This is a genomic window from Novosphingobium sp. PASSN1, from assembly GCF_002278815.1.
The window spans coordinates 118,851-132,768 of the sequence record NZ_NKIS01000012.1 but is presented as its reverse complement, the minus strand read 5'-3'; the positions used below and the strand labels follow the sequence as shown (position 1 = coordinate 132,768).

Below are 13,918 nucleotides of genomic sequence, written 5' to 3'. Positions count from 1 at the left end.
GGCGCAGGTCAAGCCCGCAGGAAGGCGGCGATCTCGGCTAGGGCCTCATCGGCTTCGGGAATGCCGGGCAGCAGCGGGAATACATGCGGCGCCTCGTCATAAACACTGACCTGCACCCGTGTCCCCGCGCTTTCGGCTTTCGCAGCATAGCGCACGGTGTCATCGCGCATGACCTCGGTGCTGCCGACCAGGAACAGGCAATCCGGCAACGAAATTGGTTCATCCCACAACGGCGAGACTGAAGGCTGCGCGGGGTTGGCCCCTTGCAGGTAGTGGAACGCTTTGTGGATCACAGCCTCAGGGCCAAACATCGGATCGGCCTCAGCATTCGTTACGTTTGAGCGGCCGGTCATAGCAAGGTCAGTCAGGACGGATAGGCCGACCAGCTTGTCCGGCAGCCGGTGCCCTTCGCGCTTCAGCCGGGCGCAGGCGCACAGCACCAGCGCGCCCGCGGAGGAATCGCATAGCACGAAGACCGGGCCGGTTTCTTCGGCGAGGATCACGCGCAGCGCATTGAACACGTCGTCGTGCGCTGCCGGGAAAGGATGCTCGGGCGCCAGCCGATGTTGCAGCATGGCCCCTCGCGCGCCGGCAGCTCCACAAACCCGGTCGAGCAGTCCACGGTTCGCATCGCCGCCCGGAAAGCAGAAGCCCCCGCCGGGGACATAGACCAGCAGCCCGGCACCCGCCGCGCGCCGCAGTTCAAGCGTGGCATAGCCCAGCAGACGGCAATCCGGGCCGGGCCCGACCGCATCCATACTCGCCAGCATCTGGCGCATTTGGACGGGATCATAGTCGCTGCTCAGCAAGGCACGCCGGGTCGCGCGCACCTCCGCGTTGAAGGCAGTCAGGGCGGGACTTGGCATTGCTTGACCTCCATACGGTACTAATGTACCTAATTTAGTACCGCACCTGAATGAGTCGTTCAAGGCGCGGATAAAAGAGGGAGGATAGGATGCCGGGGACTCATATCACAGCTGCGTTGCGCCGCGCCGTTTGGCTCACGTCCTGTGCCATCGCGGCCGTTTCTGCGGCGCAGCCTGCCTTGGCGCAAAGCAACAGCCCGGCTCCAGCCGCCGATCCCCAAACGTCCGGCATCGCCGATATCGTGGTGACGGCCCGCAAGCAGTCGGAATCGCTGCAGAACGTGCCGATGTCGATATCGGCGGTCGCGGGCAAGGATCTTGAGAACGCCGGCTATACCGAACTCAATGACGTCGCGCGCCTCAGCGGCAACGTGTTCTTCGAAGCGGCGGATCGCTCCAAACCGCAGATCTACATTCGCGGCGTCGGCACGCGCTCCTACGACGCGGGCAGCGATTCCTCAGTCGGCGTGTTCGTCGACGGGGTCTACCTTGGCCGCTTCGGCGCGCTCGACATGGACCTGATCGATGTCCAGCGGGTCGAATTGCTGCGGGGCCCGCAAGGCTCGCTCTATGGCCGCAACACCATCGGCGGGGCGATTTCGGTCGTAACCCGCGATCCGACCTCTACCCTGCAGGCGCATCTGACCAGCGAACTGGGCGCCAGCGCCATCAAGGGGGACTGGCTCTATTCGCTCGGCGCTTCGATCAGCGGCCCGATCGCGGGCGACGACGTGCGCGGCTCGCTCTCTGTCGCGCGGCGCTACCGCGCAGGCTACCAGCCGGTCAGTGTTGCGAATGTTCGCGGTGGCAGTGAGGACAACTGGTCCGGCCGGGGGAAACTCATGGCCAAGCTGGGCGATGCCACCCTGCGCCTCTCTGCCGATTATTCGCATTTCGATGGTCCGCCGCTGATCCTCGTTCCCAATGGACTGAACGGTACGGCCCCCAACCCGGGCTTTGTCGCGCCGGGCTATGTCACCCCTGCAGACCCGGTCGATCCCTATCATCCCGCGTCCGACGTTCAGAAACAGGGGATCGTAAAGGAGACCTATGGCGGCTCGGCACAGCTCAACGTGCCGTTCGGGTCATTCGAGCTGACTTCGATCACCGCGCTGCGTAAACTGAAGCTCAACGAGCGCGACGATCTTGACGGGACCACGCTGCCTTTCGAGGTCTACCGCGCCAACGAGAGCAGCAAGCAGTTCTCGCAGGAACTGCGGCTGAACTACAGTTCCGACACGTTCAAGCTGCTGGCCGGTGCGTTCTATTCCAAGGAAAACGTGACCCGGACCGAGGCCATCGACTTCGGCCCCGCTGCGCTGCTCTCGTTCCTCGTCCAGCCCGCGCCGCTAGTGTGGGATTTCGGGGTCGGACTTCAGGCCAAGTCCTATGCCCTCTTCGGGCAGGCGCAGTGGGAACCGATCCCGAAGCTCTCGCTCACGCTCGGCGGTCGCTACAGCTGGGATGAAAAGGACGTTGTTTTCGATACGAAAACCACGGTGCCGATTGTCGTCTCGAACTACAACACGACAATCGCGCGCAAATGGCACTCGTTCGATCCGTCAGCCTCGCTGAGCTACAAGGTCGCCGACGACGTGCTGGCCTATGTGTCCTATACCTCGGGCTTCAAGTCGGGCGCATTCCAGTTCATCGCGATCTCGCCAGGCGTGGCCCAGCAGGTCGCCAATCCTGAATCGGTGGACTCGTTCGAGGCAGGCCTGCGCTCCACCCTGCTGAACCGCCACCTTCGCCTGAACATGGCGGTGTTCACTATGGACTATCGCAATCTCCAGCAACTGCGGCTTGTGCCCATCGGCGGGGGCTTTGCGCAAGTGGTGATCGCCAATGCGGCCAACAGCCGCATCGGCGGCTTCGAGATCGAGGGCCGCGCGGCGTTCACCAGCCAGTGGTCGCTTGATTTCAGCTACGGCTACCTCGACGCGAAGTTCAAGAACTACGTGTTCAATCCCACGCTCGATTTCAGCGGGAACCGCATGCAGCGCGCTCCGCAACACACGCTCTCGCTCGGGCTGAACTTCGAGACCAAGACGGGCATCGGCCAGCTCACCAGCCGGATCGGCTACGCCTATCGCAGCTCGATCTTCTTCGAGGCGGACAACAATGCGGTCGATCCGCAATCGAGCGAACGCGCACTCGGCCTGTGGGACGCCTCGGTCAATCTCAAGAATGGAAACTGGACGGTGGGCATCTGGGGGCGCAACCTCACCGATGAGCGCTATCGCCGCCAGGTCCTGAACAGCACCGGCAACGCCCAGCGCGGCATCTGGGCCGAGCCGCGTACCTTCGGGGCCCGGGTCTCGTACGACTTCTGAGGCACCGAACATGAAACTGGCCACTTACACGACACCAGAAGACACCGCGCCCCGGGTCGGCGTGGTCACTGGCGATGGTAGCACCCTCGTCGATCTGGCAACGGCGCTGTCGGGCGCGGGCTTTGACCCGCGTTCGGCCAGCTCGATGCAGAACGTGATTGAAGGCGGTGCAGATTGTCTTGCGATGATCAGCACTGCTATCGCCAGCTTTGCAGGCGAAGCTATGCCGATTTCCCAAGCAAAGCTGCTCGCGCCGCTGCCCCGGCCCGTGCAGATGCGCGACTGCATGTGCTTCGAAGAGCATCTGGTGGGCTCTTCGCAGGCGGCGATGCGGCTGCAGGGCCGTACCGAGCCTTCCGAGCGGTCGCGCAAGATGCACGAGATCTTCAACCTTCGGCCGATCTACTACAAGGCCAACCGCATGGCCGTGACCGGGCCTGACACCGATGTGAACTGGCCGGCCTATTCGCAGCTCATGGACTACGAGCTCGAAATGGCCTGCGTGATCGGCAAGGCCGGGCGCAACATTCCGCGTGAAGAGGCGCGTGCCCACATTTTCGGGTTCACGATCTTCAACGATTTCAGCGCCCGCGACACGCAAGGACCGGAGATGGAAAGCGGCCTGGGGCCATCGAAGTCGAAGGATTTTGATGGCGCGAACGCGCTCGGGCCGTGGATCGTCACGATCGACGAGTTCTATCCCGACAATGCCGCAATGACCGTGCGCGTGAACCGAGAAGTCCGTTCGGTCGGCAACTGCAGTTCGATGACGGTCAAGTTCGAGGATCTGATCGCCTTCATCAGCACCTCCGAAACCCTCCACGCCGGGGAAATCCTGGGATCGGGTACGGTCGGCGGCGGGTGCGGGCTTGAGGCAGGCAAGCTGCTCGCAGATGGCGATGTCATCGAACTTGAAATCGAAGGAATCGGCGTGCTGCGCAACAGGGTGTTCGCAGCCAAACGAGAGGATCAGGTATGAGTGACAGCCTTACAGCCCAGCTTTCGGCCCGGCTCGATGCGCTCGAGAGCGAGCTCACCGCTCTGCGCGACAAGGAAGCGATCCGCGAAGTGATCCACCGCTATTGCCGCGGCGCCGACCGCTGCGACCAGCAGGCCTTCAAGGACTGCTACTGGGAAGACGGTTACGACGACCACGGTTTTTTCGGCGGCAACGGTCAGGCTTTCGGCGATTACGTTATCCCGATCCTCCAGCAGGCCGAAGCCAGCATCCACGCGATCACCAACACGATCATCGACCTCAAGGGTGACCGCGCGTTCTGCGAAAGCCAGTGGTCGGTGGTCCACCGCCTCAAGAAGCCGGACGGGGACTTCCTCGATTACTGGCACCAGGGCCGCTACCTCGACATCTTCGAGAAGCGCGGCGGGGAATGGCGGATCCTTTGCCGCACCATTGTGGGTGACATGGACCGGCTGCTGCGCACCAAGGACATGCGCGCCGTCATGCTGCCGGGCCAACCTGCCAGCGATAACAACAACACCATGCGCGGTGGACGAAAGCCGAACGATCCGGTCTTTGCCGGGTTCGATCTGCAGACACTGGTACACGACCGGACGCCGATCGAAGACCTCTGGTCGCCGTTCTACGCGCTCGAGCAGATCCTCTAGGCGCGAAAGCCTGAGCGCAATGGCGGGCAAGGCCATCTACATCGCCGGGGTCGGCATGACGACCTTCGGCATCGACCTGACGCGGACGGTCAAGGACCTGACGCGGCAGGCGGTCGATGCTGCGCTTGCCGATGCGAACTGTGCGGCCTCGCTGATCGAGGCTGCGTGGTTTGCCAATACGAGCCAGGGCGCACTGGAAGGCCAGCACATGATCCGGGGCCAAGCGGCGCTGCGCCCGCTTGGCTTCGCGGGCATTCCCATCGCCAATGTCGAGAATGCTTGTGCCAGCGCCTCCACCGCGCTGTTCGAGGCTGCAAACTATCTCAAGGCGGGAGCTGCCGACATCGTTCTCGCGGTGGGCGCGGAAAAGCTCTCGCACCCGGATCGCACGCGCTCGCTCGGCATTTTCGACGCCGGTTGGGACGTCGCCACGGTGGAGGCGAGCCGCGCGGTGCTGTTGGCACTTGGCGGCATGGACGATGCAGCGCTGCCTCTTCCGGCAGAGCGGCGCAGCGTGTTCATGGACATCTACGCCGCCTTCGCGCGCCAACATATGCGGCTTTACGGCTCGACGCAGGAGCAGTTCGCGGCGGTCGCGGCCAAGAACCACGCGCATTCCGTCCACAACGAGCGCGCCCAATATCGCCGCGCCTATTCGGCCCTTGAGGTGCTGGCAGAGCGCCCTATCGTGTGGCCGCTGACGTTGCCAATGTGCGCCCCTGTCAGCGACGGCGCGGCGGCGGCGGTCTTGTGCACCGAAGCGGGCCTGCGCCGACTGGGCGTCGGTGCGCGCGCGGTGGAACTCCGGGCCTGCGTTCTGGGCACTTCGGTGGACCGCGACCCCGACGATCTGGACCGCCATATCGGCCGGGTCACCGCGCTCAAGGCATACGAGGCGGCCGGCCTCGGCCCTGAAAGCATCGATCTGGCGGAAGTCCACGATGCAACTGCGGTGGGCGAGGTCATCCAGGTCGAGAACCTCGGTCTTGCACCGCGCGGCGAGGGCGGACTAGCAGCGCTGCACGGTCATACGGCGCTGGGCGGCCGCACGCCGGTTAATCCCTCGGGCGGCCTTGAAAGCAAGGGCCACCCAATCGGCGCGACCGGGCTTGCCCAGATCTTCGAACTGGTAACGCAGCTACGGGGCGAAGCTGGCAAACGGCAAGTCGAGCGCGCAAGGGTCGCTGTTGCCGAGAATGGCGGCGGGCTATGGGGCGTCGAAGAAGCGGTGTGCGTTGTGTCCGTCCTGTCTCGGACTGGCTAAATGAATGGCAGGTCAGTCGGACGCTAGTGAACGCGCCGAATAACGACACTTCTGGTGCAAAGCAGCCCAGCGGTTGCGCTCACCTCGTGTCAGCGGGTTCGTTGGCTTTTTCAGGGTTATATGGGACCGACGTGCGGTAATCTCCGAAAGACCCGTCACGAGCATCGAGCGCACCGCGGACGTCTCCGGCGCGGAAGCCGGCGAAGGTCTGCCGGGAAGCCTCGGTGGTCATTGCCAATGCCTGCATTTCCGTGCCCGCACGTATCGCAGACCGCAGCCCCATCGCTTCCATCGCCCGGTGCACCGATCGCTTGTTGATCTGCTGGACCTCGGGTGGGATCTTCGCGATCCGCTCCGCGATCTTGAGGACTTCGCCTTCAAGCTCCTCGAGCGGGAACGCCCGGTTGGCAAAGCCCACGCGCACCGCTTCGTGGGCAGAAAGCGCGTCCCCGGTCAGCATCTGCTCCATCGCCGAGCGGAGGCCGCACAGCCACGGGTGGAACTGGGTATCGGGCGGGCTCATTCCGCGAACCGGCGGGTAGCCGATCTGTGCGTCCTCGCTCAGGTAAATGAGGTCGCAGGCCGTGGCGAGTTCCGTCGCCCCGGCGAGGCACCAGCCGTGAACCTGTGCAATGACAGGTTTTGCCAGATCCCAGATCCGGAACACCCCTTCGACGACGTGCCGCGGCCAGAAGCCCGGACCGCCGGCCGTATGATAGGGCGGCGCCTGCAGGCTGGCCTCCGGCGAAAGGTCATAGCCCGCGGAAAAGCACGAACCGGCACCCCGCAGGATGATAACCCGAACGTCCGCGTCCTTGTCCGCGTCTTCGAGCGCCGCGAACAGTTCCGTCCTGAGCGCATTCGAGAGCGCGTTGCGCTTCTCCGGACGGTTCAGCGTAAGCCGACGGATACCGATTTGCGGCGTGTCGCTCAGCACCAGTGACGAGGACGCATCTTCCATCGGGGCAACTCCAGTTCGGTCAATAGCCAGTACGGTCAATAGATCGTGTACCCGCCATCAAGGACGATGCTGTCTCCGGTGTGGAACCGCGATGCATCGGAGGCGAGATAAACCGCGATCCCGCCGAAATCCTCAGGCTCAATCCATTGCCGGAAGGGCACGCGCGAAATCACCTGCCGGTTGAACTTCTCGTTCGCTTGCGCGGCCTCGGTCATTTCGCTGACCGTCCAGCCCGGAAGCACCGCGTTGGCGCGCACGCCGTAGCGGGCAAACTCGACGGCGGTGGCCCGAACCAGCGAGCACAGCGCTCCCTTGGCCGTGCCATAGGCCTGGTTGCGCGCAGCGCCGTGGATGGCCGAGGTCGACGAAATCGCAACCAGCGAGCCCCCCGGATCGCCCGCTTCGGCGCGCGCCTTCATGTGCTTGCACGCCTCACGCAGCGTGAAGAACACGCCGTCCAGATTGACCGCCATGACCTTGCGCCATTGCTCGGTCGTAAGCGTATCAAATTGACCGCCGCCGCCAACGCCGGCATTGGCCACGACCGTATCGACACGGCCGAATTCGGCGACCGCCTTTTCCATCGCCGCGCTCACAGCATGCTCGTCCGACACATCGACGATTTCGCTGGCGATGCGCGCTCCGGTTTCTTCCAGCCTGCTCTTCGCTGCAGCATTCTTTGCCGGGTTTGTTCCCCAGATGATCACGGACGCCCCTGCCTGCGCGAGCGCCTCCGCCATGCCGAGGCCGATGCCGCCGTTCCCTCCGGTCACGAGCGCGACTTTCCCGCCAAGGTCAAAGGGTTGGTAGGGCATGGCAATCCTTCATCATCCGGCACTCATCGGGCGCTTCGTCCGGCAAGGTCTCCCACTAGCCCGAGCTCGTCCACTTCTGCAAAGTGCTAGTGGAAGCGCGGCCGCAGCCGGGCGCATTTGCTTGCACGTCCATTTTTGCAGTCTGCATGCGATCTTCAATTCAGGCTTTTGAAGGAGCACCGGAAGTGTGCGCAATGCTGCCTAACGGTTACGCGCCGAGCGAGCGGCTGGTTTCGGGAAAAGCAGCCATTCGCATCAATTCCGCGGAACGGCGAATTGTGGTCGTAACCCGCCGCCTTGGGACCGGTAGCTCAGGCACAGTTGTCTTCGGCTGTCAGTCGATGACGGCCAGATCAGCTTAATAGGGCACTTGCTGTCGAATCCCAGGTCATCTGAGGTCTTGCAGCCTCCCTCACGCAGACAGCTTTTTAGACCCCTTAGAGACGAGTCCGACTCAATTGCGCTATGGGCCGACTGGCCAACGCAAGCCTTGTATCCCTCTGCAATCCATCAACATTTGATGACATCCAGAAGCGTTGCTGGTATCGGTTGTATTGGCCGCGTTAGACTGCCCGCATCACTTCGGTTCCCAGAAAGTGCGTAGAACCAATGCTTTCCGTAGTTTTGGGGGCTTCATGTGGGGCCTCGGGCATCACAGAACCTTCCCGCAGAACATTTTTAATCAAGTAGTTAGAGTGATTTTTGCGGTTCCCGCTACCTCCTATACGCATATGTCTGCAACTGTGCGGATAGGTCCGGACAGTGCTCTTGGCGAATGCGAATCCGAGCCTCGGTCACGGTCCGTCGAATCGGCCTTTTGGCGAGGACCGGCGACAACCCAAATGGCGAAGCAGCTTGCCTGGTGCTTACCTTCAAGCACCCAGATGCGGCCACTCAGCCAAGTTTTATCATAAACTGCGCGCCATCGAAAAAGGGGCCGGATTTCTCCGGCCCCCAATTCATTGTCGGCAGTTTGCCGTACCTTACATGCCCGAGCCCGGACCGTACGTGATTTCCACGCGGCGGTTCTGGAGTTCGCGAACGCCATCAGCGGTCGGAACGCGCGGGTTGCTTTCGCCGAAGGCCTGGCTGGTGATCGAGCCATCGGGGATGCCGTGCGTAGTCAGGTAGCCACGAACCGAAGCGTTGCGGCGCTCCGAAAGGCCCTGGTTGTACTTCGGCGAACCCGAACGGTCGGTGTAACCCGCCAGCATGATCGGCACGCTGGCGCAATTGCCATAAGCCGTAACGGCGTTGTCGAGGATGGTCGCCGCTTCAGGCGTGATGCTCGACTTATCCCAGTCGAAGAACACGATATACGGACCCTTGTTGCAGACCGGAGCCGGCGGCGGGGGCGGGGGCGGCGGGGGCGGCGGGGGCGGCGGGGGCGGCGGCGGAGCCGGCGGTTCCGGCATCGGCGCAGGTTCGCCACCGAAGTTGTAAGCCAGCGTACCCATCAGCGAGTGCGAACGCCATTCGCCGCGGATGCGCTTCCCAGTGAGGGTGCCGTCGCCAACCAGGTTCACGCGGCTGGAGTTGAAGTAACGATACTTCAAGCCCACGTCCCAGTGGCTGGAAAGCGGCGCGCGCACGCCAGCAAGGCCCTGCCAAGCGAAGTTCGTGTCCGAATCATCGACAGCGCCGAAGCCATTGCGGGTCACGTAGTTGTACTTAACGTTGGCGAGGCCGACGCCGCCGCCGACAAACGCCTGCAGGCCATCATCGCTGCCGAAATCGAGCAGGCCGTTGACCATGTAGCTGAGGGCATAGCTATGACCCTTCAGCGTGCCAGCAGCGCGATCAACAGTAGCGCCCTGGTTGTTGGTGATGCGGTCCAGACCCGCACGACGATAGCCGACTTCCGATTCGAGGCGGAAACCGCCGAAATCGTAGCCGACAATGCCGCCGACATCATAACCGGTCCGGTTCTTGATCGTCGCCGCATCCTCGATGCCGCCAATCTTGACGCTGGTCTTTTCGACGATCATCGCGCCGGCATCGACTTCAACGTACCAGGAATCTTTCTTGGCGAGCGCCGGCGTTGCGAGCGCCGTGGACGCCAGGGCCAAGCCCAGGAGCAGTTTCCGCATTCTCATTTCCCCTTTAATCGAAGGCATGCCTCGGGATGCACCAGCCATTAGCGGCTCTCGATTTTGCTTGCAAGCCAACCTGAGAGGGGCTGTTGCCAAAAGGCAACTAAAACCATATCCCTACGTAACAATCGCAGCCTGCAATAGCTTGTTCAGGTTCTTGGAAGTGCGGTTCGAAACAGTCATCAAGTGATCAGGAAAGCAGTCCTGCATTCGTCAAAGCGGTAAGAATCGCTGCGATAGCAGTGCGCGCCTCGCTATCAACAAAGCTGCCGCCTGTCGGATTTGCGGGTGCTGCCACGATCTGCCAATTGCTTGCGAGAAAAAGACGATCAGCACCAGCGGAGAGGTCGAATACACGCATGCCATTGCGGGGGGGCAAGAACTGCCACCCGCCTTCGCTCCACGCCGCGATGTGGTGGGCATGGCCGGCAAATGTGCCAGTCGCGCTCGTCCCCACGAGCCAGCACTGTCCCAACGCGGGCGTTGTCGGTGGGCTCGAAACGACGGCCTCGATCGAAGGGTGCAGCAGGATGTCTGCGGCCAGCAGTGCTTCATTCACGGTAACTTCCTTCTGGCTCTGCCCGGCACGCATGGCTGTGCTGCGGCCCGCGCAGGGCTTCGGCTTCCGCTGCCGAATAGAGCAGCGCCTGCGCGCCGCCCGGCCACACGATCCGGCGCAGCGATGGCTCATAGCGCGGCCGCAAGTGCGGCGGGCTGATCGCCATCAGTCCGCTCTCGCCTTCGATCATCACGCTGCGTGCCTCGTGCAGCGAAGCCGCCACCAGCGCGATCCGGGCCGAAGGATCGCGCTCGGCCACCATCCGCACCCATTCCGCACCGGCGCGCGTCTTGCCAAAGCCGCGCCCCGCCATGATCAGCCACACCCGCCAGTCGCCCGGCGGCGGCAGCTGCGATGTGCGCGCCCACAGCGGCCAGTTCCAGGGCACTGCATCGCGCTCGGTTTCATCGAGCATGTCCGGCAGCTCATGGGCGATCCCGTCGTCATCGTGGCGCAGGAAATCGAGCCGATCCGTAGTCACGCCGCCCCCTGCGGCTTGGGCAGGATAGCCCCGGCCAGCGCAGCGGCCTCGCGCTGCGCCTTTGCATCCATCACCCGCCGCCGCAGCTCCTCGACCTTGCGATCGATGGAAGCCCGAATCTCCTCGGCGCTCACATGGTCGCGCCGCGCCCGCTCGCGCGCCGCCGATTCGCGGTGTGCGGCCAGCAGCCGGAAGGCGGTGGCATTATCAAAGCTGCGGCTGGACCGCTTGGCACCCGTCGCGGGTTTCAGTTCGCCGGTGCGGAGCCGGTAGAGCAGCTCCATTTCGAGATTGTCGTACCCCTCGCACAGCGCGATCTGCCACTTGCGATTGAACTCGTCGTCCTGCCGCCGCCGATGATAGGCGGTCGAGACATCGATCTGGGCCTTGCGGGCTGCGGCGGCCACGTTGGACGTGTCGGCCAGGGCGGCAAGGAAATCGGCCATCCAGTGCGCTGCACTGGTGGATTCGCCATGCTGCGTCGTGGCAGTGCCACGCAGCTTGGGCGCATTGGATCGCTTGGCCATTGGCTATCCGTTGCTTGGGGAATGGGAAAGCGCGGAGCGGTTCGCTGCGGTGAGGCGGCGACTCGGTCTATCGCGATGTTCCTGGTATGTACTCAAACAGCGTGACGATGTCAAGAAGTTTGTACCCATATGGTTAATTGCAGGCCCCCTAGCGCTTTGCCGTCCGCTCGCTTAGGGAATATTTGCATTGCGCTGCTAGGGAGCTTCACCGGAATCCCACCTGGATTCGCCCGCACGCACATCCGCCTAACCGAGTACCTCGCTCCATGCTTCGCAGCCTCTACAACTGGACTTTGGCCAAGGCCACGCACCCGCTTGCCGAAGTTTGGCTGGCGCTGTTTTCGGCGATTGAGGCCAGCTTCTTTCCAATCCCGCCACACCCGCTGCTCGGCGTCATGTGCCTTGCGGAACCAAAGAAGGCTGTGCGGTTCTCCGCTGTCGCAACTGCAGGTTCAGTAATCGGCGGGCTGCTCGGCTATGCCATCGGCTATTTCCTGTTCGCCAGCGTCGGCAAGCAGCTGCTGGCGATGCTCCATCTGTCCGAAAGCTTCCCCCAGGCTGCGTGCTATCTTCGCGCCCACGGCTGGGAGATCATCATCGTGAAGGGCGTTCTGCCCATCCCGTTCAAGTTGATCACGATCAGCGCCGGTTTCATCAAGATGTCGCTGGTGACGTTCCTGTTCGCCAGCATCATCAGCCGGGCTATCAGCTTCATGATTGTCGGCGGGCTGTTCCAGCTTTTCGGCGCACCGATCAAGCGCGTGATCGACAAGTACCTCGGTCTCGTCACGCTCGGCTTCGTGGTGTTCGTAGTGGGTGGGTTCTTGCTGGCCGGCCTGTTTACCGGTGGTGGTAGCGGCACCGACGCTGAAGCCCTCGTCTGCGCCAAGGCAACACTGGCAGACTTTTGACCCCGGCCTCAGTGCCCCGGAAAGTCCATTAGCGCTTCCACGATAACGCCCGCACCGCGTAGCCGCTCTGCACCGTGCAGGTCCGGCAGGTCGATCACGAACAACGCATGGTCCACCCGTGCGCCCGCCCCCCGCAGCAGCTCCGTCGCCGCCAGTGCCGTCCCGCCTGTCGCGATGAGGTCGTCCACGATCACCACCCGCGCGCCCTTGGTGATGGCGCTGGGGTCGATCTCCAGCCGGTCGCGCCCATATTCCAGTGCATAGTCGATCCCCACCGTGGCCACCGGCAGCTTGCCCGGCTTGCGCACCGGCACAAAGCCGATCCGCAAGTGCGCCGCCACGGCGGCCCCGAAGATGAACCCGCGCGCTTCCATCCCGGCGATCACATCCGCGCCTGCGGCCTCAGCCATCCGCGCAAGGTGGGCAATGCACGCGGCAAAGCCTTCGCCATGCCGGATCAGCGTGGTCACGTCGCGAAACAGGATTCCCTGCGCGGGGAAGTCGGGCACCGTGCGCACCAGCGCCTTGATTTCATCCTTGGTCATGGAATGCTCAGATAGCGCCGCGCACAAAAAAGGCCACCGTTGCCGGTGGCCTTTGTTTGTCGGCGTTTCGCCAGATCGTCAGTGCTTGTCAGCCCAGACATTCCGCTTGGCGAGGTAAGCCAGAACGGTCGCTGCCAGCAGGAAGCCCAGCACCGGCCAACCCGTCTGCTTGCGCTTGTCGAGCTTGGGTTCGGCCGTCCAGGTCAGGAACGCGGAAACGTCCATGGCCATCTGGTCGACAGTCGCCTTGGTGCCGTCGCTGTAGGTCACCTGACCATCGCTCACCAGCGGCGCAGGCATCGCCAGGTTCAGGTTGGCGAAGTAGGGGTTGAAGTACAGCCCATCGGGCGTCTTCGCATCCGGGAACTTCTTGAGCAGTTCCTCACCCGCTTCGTTCTTGTAGCCAGCCTGATCGACATAGCCCGTCAGCAGCGAGTGGATGTACTGCGCACCGCCATGGCGAGATTTGGCGATGAGCGACAGATCCGGCGGCACGCCCTGACCAGCGTAGTACACCGGCGGGAAGTGGTCCGAAGGCAGGTTCGCACGCTCGCCGCGATCACCCGTCTTGGGGTCGAAGGTCTGCGCCTTGCTGCCCCAGTTCTTGGCAATCGCCTTCACTTCGGCTTCGTTGTAGCCAAGCTGCGTCAGATCACGGAACGCCACTTGCTTCAGGCTGTGGCAGTTCGAGCAGACTTCCTTGTAGATCTGGAAGCCGCGCTGCAGCTGGGCCTTGTCAAACGTGCCGAATGCGCTGTCGAAGGAGAACTTAACTTCCTTCGGGTGCATGTGGAACAGCGCCTCCGCGTTCGGCGGGGTGGGCTGCGTCGCTGCGTTGTAGGCGCCGTTTCCGAACGACCAAAGCAGTGCGACTGCGAAGAAGAGGCCAACGAGCGGGCCAAATAGACGGACCATGAGGTTTCCCTTTGGATGTGCC

13 protein-coding genes and 1 pseudogene are annotated in these 13,918 nt (G+C 63.1%); 5 read left to right on the top strand and 9 right to left on the bottom strand.

All coding sequences use genetic code 11. The features are described from left to right. Positions 1 to 8 precede the first annotated feature (8 nt). Entirely contained in the window at positions 9 to 866 is an 858-nt protein-coding gene (locus tag CFE35_RS18340; RefSeq protein WP_292932814.1) for an alpha/beta hydrolase, read from the bottom strand. An 89-nt stretch (positions 867 to 955) separates the two neighbouring features. Between CFE35_RS18340 and CFE35_RS18335 the strand changes: the two genes are divergently transcribed. Genes CFE35_RS18335 through CFE35_RS18320 form a run of 4 tightly spaced genes read left to right on the top strand, consistent with a single transcriptional unit; the run spans position 956 to position 6,089 of the window. Then, positions 956 to 3,199: a TonB-dependent receptor gene (locus CFE35_RS18335; RefSeq protein WP_292932812.1), complete on the top strand. Its 2,244-nt coding sequence runs from the start codon at positions 956 to 958 to the stop codon at positions 3,197 to 3,199. Positions 3,200 to 3,209: 10 nt separating this feature from the next. Next, positions 3,210 to 4,178 (top strand): fumarylacetoacetate hydrolase family protein, encoded by a 969-nt coding sequence (locus CFE35_RS18330; protein WP_292932810.1) that lies wholly within the window; start codon positions 3,210 to 3,212, stop codon positions 4,176 to 4,178. Then, positions 4,175 to 4,825, top strand: a complete 651-nt coding sequence (locus CFE35_RS18325) for a nuclear transport factor 2 family protein (RefSeq protein WP_292932809.1) — start codon at positions 4,175 to 4,177, stop codon at positions 4,823 to 4,825. Before CFE35_RS18330 ends, CFE35_RS18325 begins: the two co-directional genes overlap by 4 nt. Before the next feature lie 19 nt (positions 4,826 to 4,844). After that, a complete protein-coding gene (locus tag CFE35_RS18320) occupies positions 4,845 to 6,089 on the top strand; it encodes a thiolase family protein (RefSeq protein ID WP_292932807.1) in 1,245 nt (414 codons plus the stop codon). A gap of 79 nt (positions 6,090 to 6,168) precedes the next feature. Here CFE35_RS18320 and CFE35_RS18315 read toward each other — a convergent pair whose 3' ends face one another. The 6 genes and pseudogenes from CFE35_RS18315 to CFE35_RS18290 form a co-directional block, all read right to left on the bottom strand. Next, complete coding sequence (locus CFE35_RS18315; protein ID WP_292932805.1) at positions 6,169 to 7,050, bottom strand: enoyl-CoA hydratase-related protein; 882 nt, start codon at positions 7,048 to 7,050, stop codon at positions 6,169 to 6,171. A 35-nt stretch (positions 7,051 to 7,085) separates the two neighbouring features. Next, entirely contained in the window at positions 7,086 to 7,865 is a 780-nt protein-coding gene (locus tag CFE35_RS18310) for an SDR family oxidoreductase (protein WP_292932804.1), read from the bottom strand. Positions 7,866 to 8,848: 983 nt separating this feature from the next. Then, positions 8,849 to 9,955 carry an OmpA family protein gene (locus CFE35_RS18305; RefSeq protein WP_292932802.1) on the bottom strand — a complete coding sequence of 369 codons (1,107 nt, stop codon included), beginning with the start codon at positions 9,953 to 9,955 and terminating at the stop codon, positions 8,849 to 8,851. Positions 9,956 to 10,148: 193 nt separating this feature from the next. Further along, positions 10,149 to 10,517: a DUF2793 domain-containing protein gene (locus CFE35_RS18300; protein ID WP_292932800.1), complete on the bottom strand. Its 369-nt coding sequence runs from the start codon at positions 10,515 to 10,517 to the stop codon at positions 10,149 to 10,151. A 28-nt stretch (positions 10,518 to 10,545) separates the two neighbouring features. Continuing rightward, positions 10,546 to 10,932 (bottom strand): annotated as a pseudogene (locus tag CFE35_RS18295) (terminase family protein); the annotation flags it as partial. Between the two features lie 62 nt (positions 10,933 to 10,994). Further along, positions 10,995 to 11,525 (bottom strand): hypothetical protein, encoded by a 531-nt coding sequence (locus tag CFE35_RS18290; protein WP_292932798.1) that lies wholly within the window; start codon positions 11,523 to 11,525, stop codon positions 10,995 to 10,997. Positions 11,526 to 11,791: 266 nt separating this feature from the next. Here CFE35_RS18290 and CFE35_RS18285 point away from each other — a divergent pair, with 266 nt between their 5' ends. Beyond that, positions 11,792 to 12,436, top strand: coding sequence for a YqaA family protein (locus CFE35_RS18285; protein ID WP_292932796.1), 645 nt, complete (start codon positions 11,792 to 11,794; stop codon positions 12,434 to 12,436). An 8-nt stretch (positions 12,437 to 12,444) separates the two neighbouring features. Here CFE35_RS18285 and CFE35_RS18280 read toward each other — a convergent pair whose 3' ends face one another. Both CFE35_RS18280 and CFE35_RS18275 read right to left on the bottom strand, forming a co-directional pair. Next, positions 12,445 to 12,981 (bottom strand): adenine phosphoribosyltransferase, encoded by a 537-nt coding sequence (locus CFE35_RS18280; protein ID WP_292932794.1) that lies wholly within the window; start codon positions 12,979 to 12,981, stop codon positions 12,445 to 12,447. Positions 12,982 to 13,059: 78 nt separating this feature from the next. Beyond that, positions 13,060 to 13,896, bottom strand: coding sequence for a cytochrome c1 (locus CFE35_RS18275; RefSeq protein ID WP_292932792.1), 837 nt, complete (start codon positions 13,894 to 13,896; stop codon positions 13,060 to 13,062). Positions 13,897 to 13,918 lie beyond the last annotated feature (22 nt).